Consider the following 22,552-nt stretch of genomic DNA (forward strand, 5'->3'; position numbering starts at 1 on the left):
GCCTCCTCGCCATAGCGACGGCTATGACTCGTCGGCGCGCCTTGCACTGCGCTCCGACAGCGGCGCGATCAACCGACACTTGAGGCTTGACGCGACACTAGTTCCCGATCTCAACGCGATCGACGTCGACGCAGTTTTGCGCGACGCCCACCAGAAGGAGAAATCTGATGCGTGAAGGCACCGCCCCTCTCATCCGCCGCGAGGACTACAGCGCACCCGCGTTCTGGATCAAGACCGTCGACCTCACCTTCGACCTCGACCCAGGCAAGACGCTGGTCATCAATCGAATGCAATTGGAGCGCAACGCCAACGTACCGGCGCAGGCCCTGAAGCTGCATGGCGAAGATTTGAACCTGACTCGCGTGCTCGTGAACGGCGAGTCCGTTTCCTTCCGTCATGAAGACAGCATGCTCGTGATCGACTCGCTGCAAGGCGTGCCGCCTGGGCCTTTCACGCTCGAGATCCGAAACACCTGCGCGCCGGACAAGAACACGCATCTGTCGGGGCTGTACACCTCCGGCGGCGGCCTCTTCACGCAGTGTGAGGCCGAGGGCTTTCGCCGCATCACCTACTTCCTGGACCGGCCCGATGTGATGGCCATCTATACCGTGACGCTCCTTGCGAACAAGCATGCGTATCCGGTGCTGCTATCGAACGGCAACCTCGTCGAGCACGGCGAACTGGCGAACGGCCGCCATTTTGCGAAGTGGCACGACCCGTTCCCAAAGCCGAGCTACCTCTTCGCCTTGGTCGCCGCTGACCTCGTCGCCCGCGAGCAGTGGGTGACTACGCGTTCTGGCAAGAACCACCTGCTACAGGTCTATGTGCGCCGCGGCGACCTCGACAAGACCGAGCACGCAATGAACTCGCTGATCGCGAGCGTGGTGTGGGACGAAGCACGCTTCAAACTGCCGCTGGATCTCGACCGCTTCATGATCGTCGCGGTGGGCGACTTCAACATGGGCGCGATGGAGAACAAGGGCCTCAACATCTTCAACACGAGGTTCGTCCTGGCCAACCCGGCCACTGCCACCGACGCCGACTACCTCGGTGTCGAAAGCGTGGTGGGTCACGAGTACTTTCACAACTGGACAGGCAACCGCATCACCTGCCGCGACTGGTTCCAGTTGAGCCTGAAAGAAGGCCTCACGGTTTTCCGCGACCAGGAATTCAGCATGGACATGGCAGGGCCGGCGTCTGCCCGTGCCGTCAAGCGCATCGACGACGTGCGCGCGCTTCGCATGTCGCAGTTTCCCGAAGACGCGGGCCCGATGGCGCACCCGGTGCGCCCCGACAGCTACGTCGAGATCAACAACTTCTACACGGCCACCGTCTACGAAAAAGGCGCCGAAGTCGTGCGCATGATGCAGACGCTCGTGGGCCGCGTAGGTTTCGCGCTCGGCATGACGCTTTACTTCGAACGCCATGACGGCAGTGCCGTCACCTGCGACGATTTTGCGCAAGCCATTGCCGACGCCAACCCGCAAAGCGAACTCGCTCGGCAACTGCCACAGTTCAAGCGCTGGTACAGCCAGGCCGGCACGCCGAAGGTGACGGCACACGGTCGCTACGATGCGCCGACGCGCACCTATACCCTGGTGCTGGAGCAAAGCTGCGCGCCGACCAATGGGCAAGCCGAGAAGCAGCCTTATGTCATCCCGATGTCCATGGGCTTGCTCGGGCGCGACGGCAAGACACTGTCGCTGCAACTCGCAGACGAAACCCTGCCGGCATCAGGAAGCTTTCCGCAGGAGCGGGTGCTGGTGCTGTCCGAAGCACGCGAATCCTTCACCTTCGTGAACGTCGATGAAGAGCCGGTGCCTTCACTGCTGCGTGGCTTCTCGGCGCCGGTGGCGCTTGTGGACGGCCTCGCTGATACCGACCTGCTTCTCTTGCTGCAGCACGACACCGACGCATTCAACCGCTGGGAGGCCGGGCAGCGACTGGCCCTGTCACGCTTGCTTGCCGCCGTGCGCGGCAATGGCGAGCTGACGTTGGACGAACCCTTTGTCGAAGCCATGCGTGCAGTGCTGCGCCATTCGACGCTGGACGCTGCATTCAAGGAACTTGTGCTCATCCCGCCGAGCGAAATCTACGTCGCCGAGCAGCTCGACGTCGTCGACCCGCAACGCGTTCATGCCGTGCGCGAATCCATGCGCAGGCAGCTCGCGCAGGCCTTGCGCGACGACTGGGCTGCTGCCTACGAGGCCAATCAGGTGCATGGCGGCTACTCGCCAGACCCAGTGTCTTGCGGCAAGCGCTCGCTCGCGAATCTCGCGCTCAACATGCTGTGCCTCGACGGAGTCGCGCGCGGCGATGGCGTGTGGGCGGGCCGTGCGTACCAGCGTTTCAAGGACGCAGCGAACATGACCGATCGGCAGGGCGCGCTTTGGGCGCTCCTGAGTTCGCATTCGGAACTGGCCGAACCGGCCCTGGCGCGCTTCTATGAACTCTTCAAGGGCGAGCCTCTCGTCGTCGACAAGTGGTTCGCGTTGCAAGCGAGCGCGCCTGAGTCCAATGGGCGCGTGCTATCGCGGGTGAAGGCCTTGATGTCGCACCCGGATTTCACGCTCAAGAACCCCAATCGCGCACGCAGCCTGATTGCCTCGCTGTGCATGCAGAACCCCGCTGCATTTCACCGTGCCGACGCGGCAGGCTATGTGTTCTGGGCCGAGCGCGTGCTCGAACTCGACACCATGAACCCGCAACTCGCGGCCCGCATCGCGCGGGTGATGGACCGCTGGAGCCGCCTGGCCGAGCCATACCGTAGCGCGGCACGCAAAGCGGTGACCCGTGTCGCAGCCAAACCTGACTTGTCGAGCGACGTCCGAGAGATAGTCACACGCGCCCTCGCCGATGCCTGAGAGGCCGAGAGTATTTCGAACGTGTCCGAGCAACACGTCAAAAGACACCTGATCTAGGCGCAAGGCGCAGCCATAGCCTGGCTATGGCGAGCATTTGCAACGACGAGCAGGGGGCTTTTGGCGTGATGAGCGGGCATGATCGAAAAACTCTCAGCTTCTGACCCCCTGCCCAAAGAATCGAAATCACCCTATCAACCATGCCTCGTCCCATCAGTCTCACCCAGTACCTCATCGAACAGCAGCGCCAAAACGGCAGCATCCCCGCCGAACTGAGGTTATTGATCGAAGTCGTCGCGCGCGCCTGCAAGCGCATCAGCATCAGCGTCAACAAGGGGGCGCTCGGCGACGTGATGGGCAGCGCCGACAGCGAGAACGTTCAGGGCGAAATCCAGAAGAAGCTGGACATCATCGCCAACGAAGTGCTGATCGAGGCCAACGAATGGGGCGGCCATCTGGCGGCGATGGCATCGGAAGAAATGGAAGGCATCTACGTCGTGCCCAACCGCTTTCCGCAAGGCGAATACCTGCTGCTGTTCGATCCGCTCGACGGCTCGAGCAACATCGACGTCAACGTGAGCATTGGCACCATTTTCTCGGTGCTGAAGAAAAGCAGCAGCGATGAAGGCGTGAGCGAGAGGGACTTCCTGCAGGCCGGCTCGCAACAGGCGGCGGCCGGCTATTGCATCTACGGACCGCAGACCATGCTCGTGCTGACCGTCGGCGAGGGAGTGGTCATGTTCACGCTGGACCGCGAGCAAGGCGCGTGGATGCTGACGCAAGAAGGTATACGGATTCCGGAGGACACCAAGGAGTTTGCGATCAACATGAGCAACATGCGCCACTGGGCACCGCCCGTGTCGCGCTATGTCAACGAATGCCTGGCAGGCGAGACAGGTCCGCGAGCCAAGGACTTCAACATGCGCTGGGTGGCGAGCATGGTGGCCGACGTGCACCGCATCCTGACCCGCGGTGGTGTGTTCATGTACCCGTGGGACAAGCGCGAGCCCGAGAAGGCCGGCAAGCTCAGGCTGATGTACGAGGCGAACCCGATGAGCTTCATCGTCGAACAGGCGGGCGGCGCAGCCACCAATGGCAAGGCCCGCATCCTCGACCTGCAACCCGGAAAACTGCACGAACGCGTGGCTGTTTTCCTTGGTTCGAAGAACGAGGTAGAGCGCGTGACCGGCTACCATCGCGAAGCCGTCTAAAAGGCCCGCTATAATCGCGGGCTACGCCGGTGTAGCTCAGTTGGTAGAGCAGCGCATTCGTAATGCGAAGGTCGGGAGTTCGACTCTTCTCACCGGCACCAGAAAAGCCCGAGGGCCTGACGAAAGTCAGGCCCTTTTGCTTTGGGGGTCTTCAGATGCAAGAAACCGGAATCGCGCTCAAGAGGGGCTTGAACCACTTCGGCAGATGCTCATCGCCCGACATCCGTCACAGCAGAGTCGTTCATGAACTTGTTGATGTTCTCGATGTACTTCGCGGCCCAGCCGGACGAAGGATCTGAACTACCGGAAACATAGTAGGCGAGGCCTTGGTTCAACCCGCCGTGATCGGCAATGCGCTGGGCAAGATTGGATGCGGCCATGCGCAGCTGGATCGTGGGGCTGTTCATGTACTGGTCCGTCGTGACGACCTGAGAACCCACTCGCCAATCGCCCGGGCCATCATCTGACCATTCACGGCCGTCGAGAAACTTGCGCGAGATCTGGCCCAGCCCGATGGACGTGTTGTTCTCGCCGGCGCGATCAAGGTCGCCCTCGTGTTTCATCGCTTGCTGGTAGCCGTTGGTGAAGGCGCTGCTTTCAACCTGCAGTTGCGCGCGGAATGCATTGGGATCGAGACCGTACTCGCGAGCGACTTCGTCTGCAGCGCGACCAAAATCCGCCTGTGACTTGATCTTTGCATCCTTTTCCTTCTCGTCACCGCGCAACACCGGACGGAAGGTCGGGTGCGCGCGATCCGCCGCTTCGCCGACACTGTGCGCCGGCGAACCAGAGAAGCCGGAGGCACTTGTCGACGGCGCAGTGGAATCAGGCTCGTCCGGATGATGCGGATCCTCGCATTGCTTTGGCGGCTGATCGAAAAGATTCTGAATTCCCGGCAAAAGCTTCGTCTGCATGTCCCTCAACACAGGCATCAGCATGGAGAAGATCTCCTGCAACCGGTCCATCAGGTTCCCCCTCGGACCCTGGTGATGGTGATGGTGGTGCCTCGATTCGTGCTTCGACTCGTTGGGAATTTCAATCCGAATGGAAAGCGTCGTCCAGCGTATGGATGGATCGGACATGAGCAGCTCCTGAAAGAGTGTGGTTGCCCCCTGACTATGGCGACGTGACTCCTGTCCGTTGCGTGACGATGCGTAGCCGCGTCAGGAAATACGAAAACGCCGGCATCCTGCGCCCGGCGCTTTCAAGCAATTTCGCATTTGCGAGTTCGCGGAGCCACTTAGTGTTTCGCACATCACCCCTGCTGGCAGATCCCGTGCATTTCGTTTGAATGTTCACCGTTGCGCATCCCAACACCGCGATTCGATGCGAACCGCCACAGTGACACGATGCCCATCCTACGTACTCGACACATTTCGAATGCGGACACCACTTCCGCGGATGCACCTCGCCATGAGGAACAGATGTCATCGCCGCGGAGTCCGCGCGCATTGGCCTCGGAACCGGGGGGATTGAGCCCGCGCCGCACCGCGAGCGCGTCGGATTCTCACGAGATTGCGACCCTGGACCTGCCTCGCGCGCGCACGACACCGCCGTCAATTGGGCATGAAATTGAGGAAGACAGCCCGTCAGGTCTCGTGAGGCGATCTACATCACCCCCGGACAATGCGGCCTCACCGAAGCAAGCCCGTGTCAAGGGTGACCCATCAAACATTCGCCAAGCTGTCCGAACGCTCTCGAAATTCGCCGGGGCGTTGTGCCTTGGTTCCTCTCGCCAGAAATCCGATGCGTCCTCGAGTCGAGCCGAACCGGCCGACGAGCAATCGTTGCAGGCCCATGAATCAAGCACACGTGAGATAGGCGCACTGCACGAAGCGGGGTCTCGAACACCGGCGGAGCTTCTCTTTCGGCAGCCAATTGCCGATGTTCCGAGCGACGAGAGCAGCCTTCGTTCATCGCGAGCGCCGGAACAGCATCAGACGAACGGTGCAGAACCGGACGACGAGGAAAGGTTGCAGCCCCTGATTGAATCCATCGCGCAGGAAACGGCCGCATTGTCCGGAACAACATCTCGGACCCTGGCGCAGCTCTTCCTGCAACAGCCAAGCGCCGATGTCCCAATTGCGCAGAGCAGTCGTTCTTCGTCGCACGCGCCGGAACAGCATGAGATGAACAGCGGGACGGCATCCGAAACGGCCCACCAAATCACAAGCCAGGGCAATGACCCGACCCCTGATCCGCAATCGCACCACTCTGGCGAGTCCGCTTCAGGCTCGATCGGAAGCTTCAGAGAGCTCATGTCTTCCGCTGATGGCTTGCATGAAATCGATGACGACTTGTTCGAGATTGATATCGGCTTGCCAAGCCCCCCGACAGATGACGACGAGCAGGACGTGTTTGACCTCGACTTTCAAAGGGCCGATGTTCAGTCAACACCAGCGCCGGCTCCGCGGACAAGCAGCTCGCCGGCATCCGCCCAGATCGACCCGTCCTCTGACCCACGTCGTGATAAAGCGATCGAATCGCCGCTACACGGCTCCCACGACGGCTTGCATGAAAGCAAGGGCAACAGGAAGTCCATAGGCAGCCAAAGGAACCTGGCATCGGGATTGCAATTCGGCTTTGCCATGGGGTTCCGTGGGGCGTACAGCAAGAGACGACCCCACAAGCGCGACGGCTCGCTGCCACCGCCCGCGCCGCTCGGCAAACTGAAGAAGGAGGAGATTGAAAGCCGCGCCACGTCGCATGCCATCGCCGCCTCATTGCAAGACACAGTGGCGCCACCACCAACACGCCAAAAGAGGCCCGGCCTTATCAAGCGCGGCGCCGCAGCCATGGGGTGGTCCCTCGGGAAGCTTGAGGACGGACACCATGGCTGGAACAATGGATCGCAGTTCAAGCCCGCGAAGGACGCGGGCAAGCTGCTTGGAACCGAGGGAACCGCAGCAGCACTGACGAAAAAGAACCAGCACCTCAAAGACCTGGGCGAGTTGGTGAGCAGCAAACTGGAAGAGTTGAACATCAGGCTCGATGCCGCAGAGGAGGTTTGCGGCGAGGCCCTGCGCGCCTGCATGGGCGCGGAAGACACCACAAGCCTGCAAGACGCCCAGATAGATCTGCACGAGCAACAGGAGGAACTGAAGGGCAAAGATCAGAGCCTGCGCGAGCGGTTGGACCAGCTGAAGGCCCGCCACGCTGAGCTGTCCACCAATCTGGCCAATGCGTCCGAAGTACCGGCGATCCCGATGGGCGAAGCGGCTGTGGCAGCCTTTCACCACCAGATGGCCGAGGCCTCGCTGATGCAGGCAAAGCTGGAGAGGGACATTGCCGCCTTCCGAGTAGAAAAAAGCAACTCCGCTCTGCGCAAGACCCGTGATGAGATCAATGCGCTCCCCAGCTTCTCCCCGGAACGTATCAAGGCCACGTCCTTGATCAAGAAACTCGAGGCCACGCATCAAGACAAGCTCGCCTCCCTCGCTCAGGCCGAGAGGGACATCCTCGACCGCAAGACTCGCAGCAATGAGCAAGAGCAGAATGTGACGGAGGTTGACACGACGATTCGTGCACATCATGAAGCGCTGGCCCAGCGCGCGCCGATCGAGCAGGAACTCGCCGCCTGCCACGACATGCTGACTGACACCCAGCATCAACTCGAGGCGGTGCAGCGCGCGCTCGTCACGAACGAAGCCGAGATCGAACGGGCATGGCAAGCCAGGGAGGCCAGATTCAAATCCGACTCCGCGCAGGCTGCGGTGCTAAAGCTGCGCAGGCAAATCGCAAACCTCGGTGAGCAGTTGCACCCAGTCCAAGATGAAGCAGCCGTCATGCAAGCGCGCGCCGCTGAGGCTGAGGCAGCGGAAGCCGCGCTTCAGCTCGAGGAGACCAGAGACCGCGAGGAGTCGATGAGGACGCTGATCGAGGCGCCACCGGGGTTCGACCATGCGCCCGAATTGAGTGCGGAACTGACCAGGCTTCGAGACCGGCTGGACGCGACCCTCGACAAAGTCCCTGCGGCGGCGCGCCTGCCGGTGGCCGAGACGCTGGAAATCGTCACCCGTTCCCTGGCGCTCGAAACGGGGGGCAATGCGGCCCAAGCGAGCCGTCTGTTGAATAATTTGATGCGCCTTCCATTGACGGCGTTGGTCCCGCCTCCCGGGCATCCGATCGTCGATTGGTCTCCCGCGAATCTGGTCCGCCGCCTCGTGGGAATGGCATGCGGCGTGCTGACGCTGCTGCGCATGACGAGCAATGAGGGTGCTCGGCCTGAACCGGCACAAATGAATGCCCTGCAGGTGTACTACAGGGCCGACACCGCCATCATGGATCACCTGCGACTGCCTGAAAGCGAGCGGGATCCAGCCACCCTCGTATGGCTAACAACCGCCGCCCGGGCCTCGAAGAAGGTGGTTCACGCCACGGAAAGCAGCCGGCCGCTGAGCAAGCTCGAACGCACCGCGTTCAACGGTGTGCGAAACGGCTTCATTTCCCTCGCCAAGGGCAGTGACTACGACATCACGAAGCAGTGGCTCAATCAGGTTTCAGTGTGGCTCGATCGGGCCAAAAAAACACGGACGATGAAACATTCGCCCCTCAGTGGCAGGCAAGTGATGCAATCGGTCGGGTTCGACGTCGGCCTCCCCACGGTGGAACGTGATCTGTCGAACACGCTCCAGGCCGCCTGCGAGGCGCTACTGCAGAGGACGACCGACCTGATCATCGACGCGCGCCCCGAGCCGAGCGACGAGCTGATTCAGGCCGCAACACTGTTGAATCGCGCGGTCAAGCGCGGCCAAAAGCACCAACGCTGGGACACCTTGACGATCGGTCGGGGCGACTGGCCGCGCATCAAGAGGGACAGCACGTCCTGGGCGCATCGCGAGCAAGTGCCCGGCAAGGTGCCGCGGGCACTGCGAGATGCCACGGCAGCACTGCCGCAGACCAAGCCTGACAGCGTTGAACCGAGCACGCTGCGCCGGGGCACATCATCAGCTGTGAATTCAGATGCCCTGGGCGACGCCCTGCTGGGGCTTGCCACTGAACGGAAAGTCCAGCTGCTCCAGGTGCTCCAGACTCTTCACCCGCTGCTGGGCGCACCCGCCCGCAACGAGTCGCCCCCCGTGGAACCCGTTCCGGCGATCGATTTCACCTTCTTGGGCGGCCCACTTTCGCCAATCGAGGAAGAAGAAGACGAAGAAGATGAGCATGAGGAACAAGTGGTTGCCGAAATCCGTCGGCGACTCAATGCACTGAGGACGACGGACCCCATCGTCGAGCCGCCGCCTGCGCCGGACGAGATCGGCACACTCTTGTCCAAGGCTATGCAATTGCAAACGCAGTCCGCCAATTTCACACAAAGAAGCGAGCTCGATTCGAATGCTCTGCAGGCATGGCTTGCCCCCGTTGTCGGTGCAACCAGCGGCTCCGTATCTGCGAGCCAGGGCACGATCTACGGCTTGAGCGCCAGTGGGTTGTCATGGGCCGTCAACAAGCTTGGCCCCATGCTCGTGGGCGTGTCGGTCACGGCGGACACAGAAATCACCCGCCGCGGGCACCACGAACTGGGCGTGAAACGCGACTCGAAGGGATTGAACCTGTTGATTGGCAAGACCACACAGTGGACGGGCAAGTTGGGCGGATTGTTCAGTGTGGGCATTCCGCCCCTTCTCAAAAATGCCAGCGACAAGTTCACGCTGGGTTTCAAAGGCGGACACAATCGCAGCTTCAGTTCAACGCAGGCGCAGGGCGTCGCCCTTCGTGCACCCAAGTCCGACGACATGGTTCAGAACTTCGAAGACATGCTGCACACCTTGCTGAACTGGGACAAGATTGAAGACGAGGACGGAACAGCAGCATTCAGCGATCCGCTGGCCGCTCTGCTGGCGACGCATCCCACGGTTTCCGTCGGCACGACCTCGGGTAAAACGAAGGCCTTCAGCGCAGAGACCGCGCTTGGATTTAGCCTGTCACTCAGCGGGACGACCGACATCAACCACAAGCAGGGCGCACTGGGCATGGGGCCGGAGTGGCGTATCGCGGCCGAAAACGTGACGAGGACCGAAACGATCACGGGCGCCCAAGGCATCGATTTGCATGTGCGAAGTCGGACCCTCATCAACTCGGTGCGGCTCGCCCTGTCTGCCGCGTTCTCTCCCTCAGTCAGCCAGCCTCACCTCGAGGTCCGCCCCAGGACGCTGTCGATGTTCCTGGAGAAGACCCTGCGCATGTCAACCGAGCAGGATGGCTTCAAATGGGTCAGCATGCCCGATGGGACGCTGGTGGCAGATCGAGCGATGGAATTCAGCAGCTTCACGAAATTCAAGCAACGAATCGACAGCCACCGCGAAGAGTGGATTGCACACGTGATCCGCTCGACCAAGTGGCCCGAAGGGCTGTCACCGGCTGCGATTCGACTGTGCGTCGAAGATGACCTGAATCACTTCATGGAGCGGGCCAAGAAGCGTGTTCGCAACGGGGGCACCGTGACGCTGAACGAAACAATGGATGTGAAGCCAGAGGTCTGTGCGCGGCTGACTGCTCTCGCAAGTGCGGGAGCGCTGGCCGCCGAGCAGGGATTCGAAGACGTTGCCGACAAACATCTGAAAAAGATCCAGGATCTGCTGGGGGACGACACGTCCTACATGCCCTACAAGGCAAAGGTGATCGTCAAAAGCGACATCGCGAAGAGCATGGGCAGTGACTGGGGCATCGTGGTCAAGTCCGAAACGAGGGCAAGAGGCATGAACGAATCTGAGACTTGGCCACGGTGAAAGCCATGCACCTGGTCACTGTGTCAAGTCGCCCCGCGCTCTATCAACCGCCCCCTTATCGGCGTCTGGGCACAGGTCCCGAGCCAAGCTTCCAGGTTCGGCTTCGAGAAGTAGCTGCCGAGGCGGCCACGGAACAGGCTACGCAGCCTCGTAGGGTCCGCGATGCAGCAGTCCGATCCCGGAATTTCGGCCAATAACTTCGCATTGGCAAGCAAGGATTCGGAAATCAGGATGCGGACCCGGCAATCCGATCTCAAGATTCATTGTCGCGATGAACGAACCATTCATTCCGGCTCACCACAACCCATTTGATCGAAAGCAATCATGACATACAACGTAGTAGGCGACCGCTTCCGCGGCGTCCAGTACTCGCCGCTCCCAACTGAACCAACCACCGGCTCGGCGCCGCGCCGGTCCACGGCACCAAATACCTCGTCTCCCCTGCACACGCGTAGCGGCGGAGTGCCTGGCGGGAACATGGCGCCGCGCGGATCGGTGCCTGTGAGGGCCTCGTTCTCAAGCGCGGCCCACCACGCCCGGGAGGCCATAAATCATTGGGGGAATGGCGTGTTCCACAGCGCGCAACAACTCGAGAACGGCGTCCGGGCTCGTGGGCAGGAGCACCGTGCCGCGTGGCCCCAGAACCCCAACGCTGGTTACGAGGCGTATAACGCGGCGCAACGTTACCGCCAGTCTCAAAGTAATTGCCGCTATAACGCGAACCAGGCTTTTGGCAACGCAGCGAGTCATGCGTCTAAGTTCGCTCACCACGCGGGGCAGGGCATCAGGAATGCTGCGCGTGCAACGCGGTCCTGGATCAGTGACTTCGATCCGCACAAAATGGTTTCTGGGGCCGCGCGCTATGGCCGCAAAGTGGCTAGGCAGGCCGAAGATTTGGCGAGGTCCAGCATCTCCGGGTTGGGGCATGTTCTTGATGTGGCGTGGGGGGCTTCGATGTACACGGCGGACTTGGCCATGAACGCCGCCGGGCATTCCCTGCCGAATGTCAGTCGTTACGTACGGGATGTCGCGGACCAATTTCGCGAGAGGCTGGACGAGTTCAGGTACGGAGTGCAGAACTACAACCCCTACTTCCAAACGAGCCAGTATCAGCATCCGCTGTATCAGCATCCGCAATATCTTTAACCCCTACTCATTCCGTTAAAGGCCCACCATGAGCATCGAATCGAGCACCAACTCTCCCGTGGCTCCTGCAGTCCCTCAACTGAAGGGTGGCGAGCCACCGCCGCCATTCGACGAGCGCGCGCTGCTGGCTCACTACGTACTGCGCGACTTCGAAAGCGCGGTAGACAGGGTCGAGCAAGAGCTGCGCGCAGCGGACAACGCTGAGCAGGCGAACAAAAAGGGTGCCGAAGACGATGCCGTGGCGGAAAGTCGGCGCGATTTTGCACGCCAGATGGTGATCGGCGCCTGGCTCAATCGCAACAACCCCGAGTGGGATCCGCAGCGGCCGGAAACACACCGGCCTGATCCGAAAGATCCGCTGCTGGAGATCCTCAAGGGGCTTGAGCCTTCTGAGGCCTGATCCCGCTTGCAAGGCAGTGCTTGAGAAAAAAAGTCGCTGGCACATCCCGAGTGCGGTCCCGCCTCGGGTTTTTCCGCGTGTACAGCGATGCGTCGAAGCTCCATGCGAACTGGTGTTCTCCCTTCGCGTCTCGCCGATTCGTCCGACGCGACTGCCTCGACTTAGGATTTGACCCGGAATAAGTTCCCGTTTTGGGGGCGCTGGGCGGGATGCGATGCAAGGCGCTCCGAGCGCCGTGTGGCGAGCCACACAAGCGAGGAGCAACGCCGCAGCGCACCCGCCCAGCGCCCCCAAAACGGGAACTTATTCCGGGCCAAATCCTTAACGCCCTTGCGCACCTTGCCCGGCGCTCAAAAGCTTGAGTGCAAGGGAGGCAACCCCAGCCGCTATACCGACTCTTTTCCGCGATAAGGCTTGATCAATCCCAAGCTGATCGCCTGCGCAATCGTTTCCCGCTTTCGCTTGAGACCGAATTTCCGCTTGGCCTTTTCGATGTGATAGACCACTGTCCACTCGGACAGGCCGAGGATGCCGCCGACTTCCCAGGCCGTCTTGCCGGCCGAGCTCCATGAAAGGCACTCGCGTTCGCGATCGCTGAGATGGATGCACGCCGCCACGGACTGCCGCGCCTTGAACGCCGCCAACTGCCCGCGGCTGGCGTAGTCGGTTCGACGGCGGTGGATCTCGAAGAAGCGCCGGTGTCTTGCATGGGCCAGTTCGGGCCGAGGTTCGGCCACATGGCATTCCGACAACACAGCGCCAAGGTCGACATGAGCGTTCATCGGCGCAGTGAATGGCAGATCTTGTTCGTAGCAGACGATGGCTTGTTCAAGCATGTGGATCGCGCGAACGCTGTCGCCCTGCGCGTGTGCGAGAAAGCCTGCCGCTTGATGACACAGACCCAAGGGCGCCGATCGCTGCAGCTTTCCGGCCGCGGCGCGGGCCTGCTGGGCGCTTCGAATTGCTTCTTCGTGCAGCCCGCGCTGAATGCAGATGCCCATCAGGTTCGAATGCACCTGGAAGGCAAAGCTGCGTGACAGATCGGCCACGCCATCGTGCACGAGCGCCAGAAAGTCGTTATGCGCATCGATGACTCGCCCCTGGGCGTACTTGGCGATGGCCGCCTGGATTCGCATGTACCCCAGCAGCAAGGGGTTGTGCCAGCGCGCACTTGCTCTTTTCAGCTTGTCGTCGATGAGCTCCAGCGCCTCGGACGCGCGACCGATGGAGATGAGTGCCGAGGCCAAGTCGGCCGTCACCACCGCATGCCGAACGGGTGGCCCGGTTCGCTCGGTCAGCCGCAGGTTTGTGTAGAGGGCGTCGAATAGCGGTTCGAGGTGGTGAAGCCTCGCGGCGCACTGCGCCATGCCATACAGAATGAAGTAGTCGTCGGGGTCGTCGTCGCCTGGCTCACTCGCCAATGGCATGGCCGAGAAGCGGTCGAACGCGCGCTGGTGCAAGCCGTCGCGAAGCCAGAGCGATGCTTCGCAAATCTGAAGCAGGCGTTGCGCTCTCGGCTCGCGCACCTGAGTCGCACACATGCTTGCCATGGCCAGATCTTCGCGGCTTTGCTCCAAAGGTTGGTACCGCTGCGCCAACAGGGCGCGGGACAGATGGGCCCAGAAGACACAAGAGCTGTCATTGCTGCGGTCCGCCCTTTGCACCGCCTGATGGCAAAGCATGAGGAGACGCTTGTTGTCGGCACACTGCAAGGCCCATATCTCTTCAAGCAGAGCTGCCAACTCGGCATCGACCCGATGAGGGCCATTGATTCGGCGATCTTTGACTGCCACAACTTCACGTCACTGCAGCCGTCCGCTTGACGCCCGGCTACTGCGCACTTCCTGTCGTTTCCCACGGACGTGAGTGTTGCAGCTAAGCCTTGGACTGTCGCCTACAAACTTTTGTAGGGGGTCGCGATGGCGAAGCCCGCACTCAGGTGTCTTCTGCGGCATTCGCTCCCAGTCACCACGAGTCTCGGTACTCTCAGCCGCTTGGCTGCGTGGCTCGCGCCTGCTCTTCGAGCGCTTCGACAAACGTTTCAGGATCAGAGGGCCTCACGAGGCGCGCCACTTCCCTGCCGTCGTTCATGAAGATGAGCGTCGGCCAGAGCTTGATCCTGAACGAGCGCCCAAGCGGACGACGCGGGCCATCCTCGATCTTGATGTGCCGCAGGTGTGGGTACTCAGCCAATACAGCGGCAAATAGCGGTTGCGCTGCGCGGCAATAACCGCACCACGGCGCGCCGAACTCGATGACTGTGGGCCCTTCGAGCGCGTCGATTTCAGCGCGCGAGGGATCGATTGCCGCGTAGACGGTGTTCATGACCATGGGGTGATGCGAGCAATCGGTGTTCCCGCGGTATGGATTTGGCCCGACGGGAAATTGTTTTGGGCCAAATCCTATGTTCGTGGCCAGCACCACGAAATTTCAAACCAACAAGCCCTGCTCGCGCCGCTCTCGTCCCAAAAACCACGCGGCGATTGGGACAAAGATTGCGAACACCAGCGGCAGCGGCGTGTAGATCGGCGCCGACACCAGGCACCAAGCCACGCCAGCCCACCCCATGCCACACAAGCCTTCGAGAAAACCCATGACCTTGCCCGACTCCACGGGCTTCTTCATGTTCTTGCGGTCGCCCTGACGCGGATACCAGATCTGCGTCAGCCCCGCAGACAATGTCGAGCCTGCCAGACACAAGACGAACACCACCGACAACGGCAGACTTTTCACAAGCAGGTAAATGAGGAGGGGCGACACCAGCAGCCACACTGGCAGCACCGCTGCCACCACCTTCATCCAGCGAATGCGTGCAAGCGAAATTGGCGCCACCCCGATGAGCTCGGGCGCGTCCTCCGCCGACACGGTGATCCACGCGAGCGTGCCGCTCAAGGTGCCCGCCAGCAGCACGGCGCTGGGCACGGCCAGCGTGAGCATCTCCTCGCGGCGGAACACGACGAACACCAATGGAATGAGGTAGAGCGTTTGCAACAAGGTTTGCGCAATGAGGTTCGGGTCGCGAAGAATGAGTTTCCATTCCTTCATGAGGACCACCAGCCAGATGCCCGAGCGGAATCGCATGGGCGCGGCGTTCAAGGCGGCCTTTCGCTTGGCGCTACCGGCCACGGCTTCCTGGGTGCCTGAGAGGAAGCGTCGGTATGCAATGTTCATCACCAGCCAGAAGCTGCCCGCACCGAGCAAGATCACCGCGACCAGCGGCAATGGCTCGCCGATGGCTGCGCGAAACGGAAACCACAAGGCGCCGTCGGGGGCGAGCAGCTCGCCGTCGTGCATCCATTGCCCCAGCAACCCGGCCACGCGCACACGCATGGCGGGGCTGGCCATGTTCTGCGCCTGCGTCACGAGAAAGATCGAGGCGCCTGCCAGCGCCCCAATGATTTGCGCCACCGTGCGTGCTCGACGCGCACCGAGCGTGCGCACAAGAGTCAGCGTGAGCAGCATGCCAAGCGATGTGCAGAGGAGCGCGAGCGAGGCAAGCGTCGGGTAGATCGCAAGCAGCCGGGATCTCCCGGTGAAGAGACCGACGTTTGCGAAAGGCAGCAACAAGAAGGCGTAGAGCGCTGCACAACTGAGGGTGATGCCCAGGCCGCGCACGATGAACACAGTTCGCGCCGACAGGGGCGACGACAGGAGCAGGTCGAGGTCGCCGCGGTCAAAGAGCGCCGAGACCGACATCATGATGGCGTGCGACAGCATCAGCATGATGGCCAACCACAGCAAGCTGCCTGCCGCCGGGGCAACCCAGGACGGCAGGTGCGTGAGATTGAGGGAGCTCACGGCAATGTAGGCAAAGACATGGATGCACATCCACAGCGCGCCACCGCCCAACGCGACGATCCATAGCCGCTTGCCTGCCACACCGCGCCATGCAACGCGCATTTCGTGGCGCAGTAGCCAGCGGGCGGTACCGACGGCCGCACTCATGCCCGAACCGACGTCAGCTCGAGGAAGACGTCTTCGAGCGTCGCACCTTGGCCCTCGCTCGCGGCTACCTCTTCGCGCAGTTGATCGAGGCTGCCCTGCGCGATGATCCGGCCTCGTTGAATGATGCTGATGCGCTGCGCGAGGCGCTCTGCCATTTCGAGGATGTGCGTCGTGAGCACGATGGTGTGGCCACGCTTCACGCGATCGAGCAGCAGGTCTTTCACCTGCCGAGCCGCGGCGGCGTCGAGGCCGGTGAGCGGCTCGTCAAGGATCATGACCTTCGGGTCGTGGATGAGCGCGCCCGCAAGGGCCAGCTTCTGACGCATGCCGCGCGAGAAGCCTTCGATCAACTCGTGCTTGTTGTCCCACAGTTCGAGCCAGCGAAGCAGCTCTTCGGCGCGCGGTTCCGCGTCCCCGGGCTCGATGTTCCACAAGCCGGCCACGAACTCGAGGTACTCCGGCGGCCTGAGCTTGCCGTAGAGGAGCGGATCGTCGGGCAGAAAGGAAAGCAGGCGCTTGGCGGCAGTGGGGTCTCGTGCAATGTCGTGGCCAAGGATGTGTGCGGTCCCGCTGTCGGCTTTCAGCAGGCCCGCGACGATGCGAAGCGTGGTCGTCTTGCCCGCGCCGTTGGGGCCGAGCAGCGCATGGAACTCGCCTTGAGGAATGCTCAGGCTCAAGCCGTCGACGGCGCACTTGCCGCCGAAGACCTTGACGAGGCGATCGATGTGTAGCGCGGGCGTCGTCACGGCAAGGTCAACGTACATGCCAGGATCACCATGGACTCCAGAGAAAAACGCAGTGCTACGTGTCGGCGCCCATCACGGTGCAGGTTCGATCTCGATCGCCTGCGCCAGAACCTTGTCGACCCGCTTGCCGTCGAGGTCGACGACTTCGAATCGCCACCCTTGCCATTCGACCGAGTCCGTCGTGCGCGGAAGTCGGCCGAGCAGCAGCATGATCATGCCGGCCAGCGTGTTGTAGCGCCCCCGGTCCTCCTCGGGCAGCTCTTTCAGTTCGAGCCGATCCTTGAGTTCCGGTACCGGAATGAGTCCATCGAAGAGCCAGGTTCCATCTTCTCGCTGAATGGCCCACGAATCTTCTGACTTCGCTGTAGTGAACTCGCCCGTGATGGCTTCGAGCACGTCGCGCACGGTGATCACGCCCTGCACTTCGCCGTATTCGTCCACGACAAATACGAGCTGCGCACCCGAGGCGCGAAAGTGGTCGAGCAGCTCCATGCCCGACAGCGTCTCGGGCACGAACACCGGCGGCTGCAGACGCTCGGTGAGCGAAAGCGGTCGGCCTTCCATCGACTGCTGCAAAAGGCTTTGAGCCGTCACCACACCCACCACGTCATGGAGCCCGCCGCGGCACACGGGGTAACGCGAGTGTTCTTCGTTGCCGATGACTTCGAGCACCTCCTTTGGCGTCGCGCTGGCGTCGAGCCAGACGATTTCGACGCGCGGGATCATCATCGAGCCCACCTGCCGATCGTCGAGGCGGAACACGTTGCGCACCATCTGATGCTCCTGCTCTTCAATGACGCCCGCGTCCACGCCCTCCTCCAGGCTCGCCGCTATTTCTTCTTCGGTCACGGAACGATTCGGCCCGCCGCGGATGCCCATGATCCGCAACGTGCCCTCGGTCGAGAACGACAGCACTTTCACGAAAGGCCGGCCGATCAACGACAGGAATTCCATCGGCCGCGACACGAGCCGCGCGACGTTCTCGGGGTACATCTGGCCGAGGCGCTTGGGAACGAGCTCGCCGAAGATGATTGTCAGAAAGGTGATAGACACCACCACCATCGCCGTGGCGGCGATGTCGGCCAACTTGTCGCTGACGGGGAAGGTCTGGTGGATCCACTTCGCGAAGGGCCCGGAAAAGGCCGCATCGCCGACGATGCCATTAAGGATGCCGATGGAGGTGATGCCGATCTGCACCACCGACAGGAACTTGGTCGGGTTGTCGTGCAGGTCCATCGCCGCCTGGGCGCCCGCGTCCCCCGCCTCCACCATCACTTGCAAGCGCGCCTTGCGGCTGGCCGTGAGGGCCATTTCCGACATTGCGAACAGGGCATTGAGGAGGATAAGAAAAACCAGTAGGGCAACGTCCATGCGGGGCGCGCAGCGGGGAGAGACCGGGGAGCGTAGCAGAATCGCAAGACGGCTCATGCGGTTTTGGGTCGCACCGAGTGTTTTCCCCCTGAAAGGCTTATGCAATACATCGTTGGCGACATCCAGGGCTGCTGCGACCCGCTAGACGCCCTGCTGGCAAAAATCGACTTCTCGCCCTCTCGCGACCATTTGTGGGTCGTGGGCGACCTCGTCAACCGGGGTCCGCTGAGCCTGCGCACCCTGAAACGCCTGCGTGGTCTGGGCGATTCGGCCACCTGCCTGCTGGGCAACCACGACCTGCACCTGCTAGCCGTGGCGCACGGAGTGCGGCGGGCGCACAAGAACGACACGTTGGACGAGATCCTCGAATCGCCCGAGCGCGACGAGTGGATCGCTTGGCTGCGCACCCGGCGGTTGGCGGTACAGGCGCAGGGCTGGCTGATGGTTCATGCGGGCGTGGTGCCGCAGTGGGATCTCGAAACAACCTTGCGGCTGGCAGGCGAAGTCGAAGCGCACTTGCGCAGCGACGACATGCGGGACTTCCTGCAGGTGATGTACGGCAACGAACCATCGCGCTGGGATGAATCACTCAATGGCAACGACAGGCTGCGCTTCACGGTCAACGTGCTCACCCGCATCCGATTCGTCGGGGCGGATGGGTCGCTGGAGCTGAAGACCAAGGACAGCAGCAAGCAGGCGCCGGATGGGCACTATCCATGGTTCGAGGCGCCTGGGCGAAAGACGCAGGGGGTACCGATTGCGTTCGGACACTGGTCGACGCTCGGGCTGATGAGCCGGCCGGATTTGCTGTCGCTCGACACAGGCTGCGTTTGGGGCGGGCGCCTGACCGCGGCACGGGTCGATGGCGGCCGACGGGAGATCATTCAAGTTGAATGCGCGCAAGCACAGGAGCACGGCATTCCGTAGGTTGTAGAACCCCGGGGAGCGCTGACACGTCTCGCTCGCAATTGATGCGCGAGTGCGACGACGGCCGACGGCTCCAAGGGCTGAAGCGGTGCCAGGCACGCCAGCCACGAGGCCATTTCTGCAACCCGCATGCCGCCTGCTGAACTGCTTGTCTGCCATTGCCGCGACTGCACTTGGGTACCCGCTGCGCATCATCCTCCAGCGCGCGATTACAATTCGCCCTCTCGATTGACGAGGAAGCGTGGCCGAGCGGTTTAAGGCACTGGTCTTGAAAACCAGCGATGGGGGAACCCATCCGTGAGTTCGAATCTCACCGCTTCCGCCAAGAGCGTCGACGGGCTCGCAGTATCAAGCGAGTCCTTCAGCCCGCTGTTGACCGGCGGCCCAGCAGCCACAACGGCCTCACCCGCCCCGTCATCGCCCATCGCAGCGCATAGAACAATGCCACCAGCGCTGGGCACACGATGGCTCCAATCCACAACGGCAGTTCGGCCCGTCCCGCATAGACATCCCGTGCGGCAGACAGCTTGCTGACCGAATCGTAGGCCCGTTGGGCCAAGTCCCACGCTCCGCCCTCCTTGTTATCGCCACACGCGGCGATGTAGCGGTTGTACTCGCCGAAGGCGGAGTCGATGGCGGCCTCGGTGAGGTGCTGCCTGTGGGTGTAGTAGGCCCATCCGCTGCCGAGGGACAGGACGAGTGTGGCCAGGACCACCAGCATCAAGCGGAAAAACTTGAGTTCGGTCATTGGGGTGAAGGGAGGCTCGTTGCCACAGTGTCTGGCGTGACGACGTCGGGAGGGATGATGCCATCATCCAAAGGATCGTTTCTACGAGCCGTCGACCCACCGGAACCCATCCAACACACATCCCTCTCATGATGGATGCCCCTCGCTGGGGGATGTTCAGGTGCCTCGGTCTCTCGAAGAATGCTTGCACAGGACACGGCTCCAGCACTACGAAGAAAAAAGATCATGCACAGCACGACCAAGGTTTCCAGCGAAGAAGTGGTCAAAGGCCTGTTGCGCTCCTGGGGGCACGACGCCGAAGACTTCGAGATCGAGGAAGACCAGAGTTCCGAACTGGCCACCCTCTTCGGCATGGTGAGCGGCATCGTGATGGTGCGGCGTCGGTCGACTGGCGAAGAACGACTCTACGCCAAGGGGCCCGGGTCGGCCTGGTTCGGCACCCTGCTCATGGACTTGGCGCGTGGCCATTTTGCCGCGGCCTCGACCCGGCACTCGCGGGCCATGCTGCTGCAATAAGACAAAACAAGACCTCAGGGAGGGGGGCGGCGTTTTGCGCGCCGCACTAGCAGAAGGACGAAGGGGGCTCCGGTGTCGGAGTCCCCTTTTTCTTTTCCCCACCGTTCAGCATGCCGGTCTAACCGATGCAGGTTCTGTTCTTTCCCGTCCGCTTGGCCTCATACAAGGCCTGGTCGGCGCGCTCCAGGGCGTCTTCGATTCGCTCGCCCAGCCGAAAGGTCGTCACGCCAGCAGAGAAGGTGACGAAGATCTGCTTTTGCTCGTGCATGAACAAGCCACCGCTCAGTGAACGCTGCAGTCTCGTCAGAATTACTTGGCCTTCTTCGACCGGCGTGTCCGGCAGCAGCACCACAAATTCTTCGCCGCCGTAGCGTGCCGTCAAGTCGGTGGGGCGAAGCGTGCGGCTCACCACCGAGGCCAATGAGCGCAAGGCCTCGTCGCCCACGTTGTGACCCAGTTCATCGTTGAGGCGCTTGAAGTTGTCGATGTCGAGCAGGCCCACACACAATGTCGCGCCAGTGCGCTCCATGCGCGACTTTTCCACCTCGAAGGCCTGCAGCAAACCCCGTCTGTTGGAGATCTGCGTGAGCTGGTCGGTGGAGACTTCTTCGGATAATCGCCTCAGTTCGCTCTCGAGCTCATTGACTCGATCAGTCAGATCGCTGGCCTTGGTGTGTTCGTCCTGCAGCTTCTTCTGCGTATGCGCGACAAGCGACTGCACGGTGCGGCTTTCTTCGACCATCTCACGCACGACGCCGGTCAGGCTTTCGAGCGAGTCTGCCTTCTCGATCACGTCGGCATAGCGGCCCACGCTGTCGTGGAATCGGCCGGTCTGCGAACCGAGCTCGTTGAGTTCGCTGAGCATGCGGTTGATGAGCCCCTTGAGCGCATCGCGCGCACGCTCTCGCTCGGCGCGAAGCTGGCCCTGCCGCTCGCGCGTAAAGTGCAGCAATTGGCTGACCGACTTCACACCGCGCGCGGTCAGCCCTTCTTCGATGCGCAACTGCATTGCGTTGCACTGGCCCTTTGCCCAACTGTCGTCCTCGGCCAGGTCGGTCAGGCCCGCGGCCAGTTCGCGGCACAGGTTGCCGAGTTGTTCGACCAGGTGATGCCGGTGCTGCAGCACGCGATCGGCGCGCTGGCACAGGCGGTTGAGTTCGTCGGCCAGCAAGGGCGACGCGCCCTTCATCTGGATGCGGCGCGTCGCATCGGCGATTGCTTCGGCCAGCGTGAGGCTATCTTTCTCTGTCGTGGGCAGTGCTTGTCGCACGGTGCCGTCCAGGCATCCGAGCACGCGGTTCCATTCACGCACGGCCGATTCGATGACCTCAGGACCGGTGTCGCCACCAAGCGGCATGGGTTGCGACTCGATGCCGAGCGCGGCGAGCTGCGAGTCTGCCGACAAGGGCGCCGGCATCGTCTCGCCACTGACGCCTTCAGTCGCACCCTCAGGAGCTTCGCTTTCCCAGCTGGCTACGAGCTGCCGCAGCCGCTGCTGCAAACGGCTGGCATCACCACGGCTGCCACCCAGAACCCTCTGAAGGCTGTCCTTCTTGCGCGCACTTGTCCACTGCCGGCTGCGGCGCTCGACACCGCGTACGATGCGGTCGATGAGTTCGGCCAATTGCTCTCCGGCTCGGTCGGGAGCATCTAGTGCGCGCTCTGCCTGGTCCCAGCGGCCCTCGGCCATCGCTGTCGTCAATTCAGGCGCGACGTCGGCGTCGACGGCACGCAGCACCAGCCGTTCAACGACTTTCTGCGCCCGCTCGGGCAAGACGGAATTTGCGGTCGCCCCACCCAGTTCTTCCTGATAGGCACGAGCGTAGTTCTCTGGCGTCGGCTCGAGCTTGGCGATGACAAGGCGTCGCAGCGCAGCCTTCGCCAGCGCGGCGGGAAGCATCTCGGATGGCGCAGGGGGCGCGCTCTTGGGCAATGTCGCCACGAGAGCCCCCA

15 protein-coding genes and 2 tRNA genes are annotated in these 22,552 nt (G+C 62.1%); 9 read left to right on the forward strand and 8 right to left on the reverse strand.

Features of this window, described 5'->3' with window-relative positions; genetic code table 11:
* Nucleotides 1-167 precede the first annotated feature (167 nt).
* The 3 genes from pepN to AC30NL_RS00895 all read left to right on the forward strand — a co-directional run bounded on the left by pepN (nt 168) and on the right by AC30NL_RS00895 (nt 4,173).
* On the forward strand, nt 168-2,864 hold the full coding sequence (pepN, locus tag AC30NL_RS00885; protein ID WP_489462128.1) for an aminopeptidase N: 2,697 nt from the start codon (nt 168-170) through the stop codon (nt 2,862-2,864).
* 197 nt (nt 2,865-3,061) lie between these two features.
* Nucleotides 3,062-4,072, forward strand: a complete 1,011-nt coding sequence (locus AC30NL_RS00890; RefSeq protein WP_489462129.1) for a class 1 fructose-bisphosphatase — start codon at nt 3,062-3,064, stop codon at nt 4,070-4,072.
* Between the two features lie 25 nt (nt 4,073-4,097).
* Nucleotides 4,098-4,173 (forward strand) — tRNA-Thr (locus AC30NL_RS00895).
* Nucleotides 4,174-4,281: 108 nt separating this feature from the next.
* Here the strand turns inward: AC30NL_RS00895 and AC30NL_RS00900 are convergent.
* The gene (locus AC30NL_RS00900) at nt 4,282-5,154 is read right to left on the reverse strand and encodes a hypothetical protein (RefSeq protein ID WP_489462130.1); all 873 of its coding nucleotides are present in this window, start codon (nt 5,152-5,154) and stop codon (nt 4,282-4,284) included.
* A 1,176-nt stretch (nt 5,155-6,330) separates the two neighbouring features.
* Here AC30NL_RS00900 and AC30NL_RS00905 point away from each other — a divergent pair.
* From AC30NL_RS00905 to AC30NL_RS00915, 3 genes are all read left to right on the forward strand, one after another.
* Entirely contained in the window at nt 6,331-10,800 is a 4,470-nt protein-coding gene (locus AC30NL_RS00905; protein WP_489462131.1) for a coiled-coil domain-containing protein, read from the forward strand.
* A gap of 567 nt (nt 10,801-11,367) precedes the next feature.
* Complete coding sequence (locus tag AC30NL_RS00910; RefSeq protein WP_489462132.1) at nt 11,368-11,946, forward strand: hypothetical protein; 579 nt, start codon at nt 11,368-11,370, stop codon at nt 11,944-11,946.
* Between the two features lie 28 nt (nt 11,947-11,974).
* Nucleotides 11,975-12,346 (forward strand): hypothetical protein, encoded by a 372-nt coding sequence (locus AC30NL_RS00915; RefSeq protein WP_489462133.1) that lies wholly within the window; start codon nt 11,975-11,977, stop codon nt 12,344-12,346.
* Between the two features lie 386 nt (nt 12,347-12,732).
* On the opposite strand, the gene AC30NL_RS00920 is transcribed toward AC30NL_RS00915, so the two are convergent.
* The 5 genes from AC30NL_RS00920 to AC30NL_RS00940 all read right to left on the reverse strand — a co-directional run bounded on the left by AC30NL_RS00920 (nt 12,733) and on the right by AC30NL_RS00940 (nt 18,408).
* Nucleotides 12,733-14,028 (reverse strand): helix-turn-helix transcriptional regulator, encoded by a 1,296-nt coding sequence (locus AC30NL_RS00920; protein WP_489462134.1) that lies wholly within the window; start codon nt 14,026-14,028, stop codon nt 12,733-12,735.
* A 304-nt stretch (nt 14,029-14,332) separates the two neighbouring features.
* Complete coding sequence (locus AC30NL_RS00925; protein WP_489462135.1) at nt 14,333-14,677, reverse strand: thioredoxin family protein; 345 nt, start codon at nt 14,675-14,677, stop codon at nt 14,333-14,335.
* A 99-nt stretch (nt 14,678-14,776) separates the two neighbouring features.
* Entirely contained in the window at nt 14,777-16,291 is a 1,515-nt protein-coding gene (locus tag AC30NL_RS00930; RefSeq protein ID WP_489462136.1) for a putative ABC transporter permease subunit, read from the reverse strand.
* Nucleotides 16,288-17,055 carry an ABC transporter ATP-binding protein gene (locus tag AC30NL_RS00935; RefSeq protein WP_489462137.1) on the reverse strand — a complete coding sequence of 256 codons (768 nt, stop codon included), beginning with the start codon at nt 17,053-17,055 and terminating at the stop codon, nt 16,288-16,290. Before AC30NL_RS00935 ends, AC30NL_RS00930 begins: the two co-directional genes overlap by 4 nt.
* Before the next feature lie 54 nt (nt 17,056-17,109).
* Nucleotides 17,110-18,408: a hemolysin family protein gene (locus tag AC30NL_RS00940; protein WP_489462138.1), complete on the reverse strand. Its 1,299-nt coding sequence runs from the start codon at nt 18,406-18,408 to the stop codon at nt 17,110-17,112.
* 99 nt (nt 18,409-18,507) lie between these two features.
* Here AC30NL_RS00940 and AC30NL_RS00945 point away from each other — a divergent pair, with 99 nt between their 5' ends.
* On the forward strand, nt 18,508-19,335 hold the full coding sequence (locus tag AC30NL_RS00945) for a symmetrical bis(5'-nucleosyl)-tetraphosphatase (RefSeq protein WP_489462139.1): 828 nt from the start codon (nt 18,508-18,510) through the stop codon (nt 19,333-19,335).
* 235 nt (nt 19,336-19,570) lie between these two features.
* A tRNA-Ser gene (locus AC30NL_RS00950) sits at nt 19,571-19,660 on the forward strand.
* A 36-nt stretch (nt 19,661-19,696) separates the two neighbouring features.
* Here the strand turns inward: AC30NL_RS00950 and AC30NL_RS00955 are convergent.
* Nucleotides 19,697-20,083 carry a hypothetical protein gene (locus tag AC30NL_RS00955; protein WP_489462140.1) on the reverse strand — a complete coding sequence of 129 codons (387 nt, stop codon included), beginning with the start codon at nt 20,081-20,083 and terminating at the stop codon, nt 19,697-19,699.
* A 225-nt stretch (nt 20,084-20,308) separates the two neighbouring features.
* On the opposite strand from AC30NL_RS00955, the gene AC30NL_RS00960 reads away from it, so the two are divergent.
* Nucleotides 20,309-20,599: a hypothetical protein gene (locus AC30NL_RS00960; protein WP_489462141.1), complete on the forward strand. Its 291-nt coding sequence runs from the start codon at nt 20,309-20,311 to the stop codon at nt 20,597-20,599.
* A 118-nt stretch (nt 20,600-20,717) separates the two neighbouring features.
* On the opposite strand, the gene AC30NL_RS00965 is transcribed toward AC30NL_RS00960, so the two are convergent.
* Nucleotides 20,718-22,541: a sensor domain-containing diguanylate cyclase gene (locus AC30NL_RS00965; protein WP_489462142.1), complete on the reverse strand. Its 1,824-nt coding sequence runs from the start codon at nt 22,539-22,541 to the stop codon at nt 20,718-20,720.
* Nucleotides 22,542-22,552: the final 11 nt, after the last annotated feature.

Source organism: Rhizobacter sp. (assembly GCA_021153565.1).
Lineage (GTDB): Bacteria > Pseudomonadota > Gammaproteobacteria > Burkholderiales > Burkholderiaceae_C > Albitalea.

Excerpts from the sequence above, each read along its gene's own strand:
- AC30NL_RS00955 (WP_489462140.1), bottom strand. The coding sequence starts at position 20,083 with ATGACCGAACTCAAGTTTTTCCGCTTGATGCTGGTGGTCCTGGCCACA.
- AC30NL_RS00905 (WP_489462131.1), top strand. The coding sequence starts at position 6,331 with ATGTCTTCCGCTGATGGCTTGCATGAAATCGATGACGACTTGTTCGAG.
- AC30NL_RS00940 (WP_489462138.1), bottom strand. The coding sequence starts at position 18,408 with ATGGACGTTGCCCTACTGGTTTTTCTTATCCTCCTCAATGCCCTGTTC.
- AC30NL_RS00890 (WP_489462129.1), top strand. The coding sequence starts at position 3,062 with ATGCCTCGTCCCATCAGTCTCACCCAGTACCTCATCGAACAGCAGCGC.
- pepN (WP_489462128.1), top strand. The coding sequence starts at position 168 with ATGCGTGAAGGCACCGCCCCTCTCATCCGCCGCGAGGACTACAGCGCA.
- AC30NL_RS00930 (WP_489462136.1), bottom strand. The coding sequence starts at position 16,291 with ATGAGTGCGGCCGTCGGTACCGCCCGCTGGCTACTGCGCCACGAAATG.
- AC30NL_RS00915 (WP_489462133.1), top strand. The coding sequence starts at position 11,975 with ATGAGCATCGAATCGAGCACCAACTCTCCCGTGGCTCCTGCAGTCCCT.
- AC30NL_RS00960 (WP_489462141.1), top strand. The coding sequence starts at position 20,309 with ATGCACAGCACGACCAAGGTTTCCAGCGAAGAAGTGGTCAAAGGCCTG.
- AC30NL_RS00920 (WP_489462134.1), bottom strand. The coding sequence starts at position 14,028 with ATGCTTTGCCATCAGGCGGTGCAAAGGGCGGACCGCAGCAATGACAGC.
- AC30NL_RS00900 (WP_489462130.1), bottom strand. The coding sequence starts at position 5,154 with ATGTCCGATCCATCCATACGCTGGACGACGCTTTCCATTCGGATTGAA.
- AC30NL_RS00925 (WP_489462135.1), bottom strand. The coding sequence starts at position 14,677 with ATGGTCATGAACACCGTCTACGCGGCAATCGATCCCTCGCGCGCTGAA.
- AC30NL_RS00935 (WP_489462137.1), bottom strand. The coding sequence starts at position 17,055 with ATGTACGTTGACCTTGCCGTGACGACGCCCGCGCTACACATCGATCGC.
- AC30NL_RS00945 (WP_489462139.1), top strand. The coding sequence starts at position 18,508 with ATGCAATACATCGTTGGCGACATCCAGGGCTGCTGCGACCCGCTAGAC.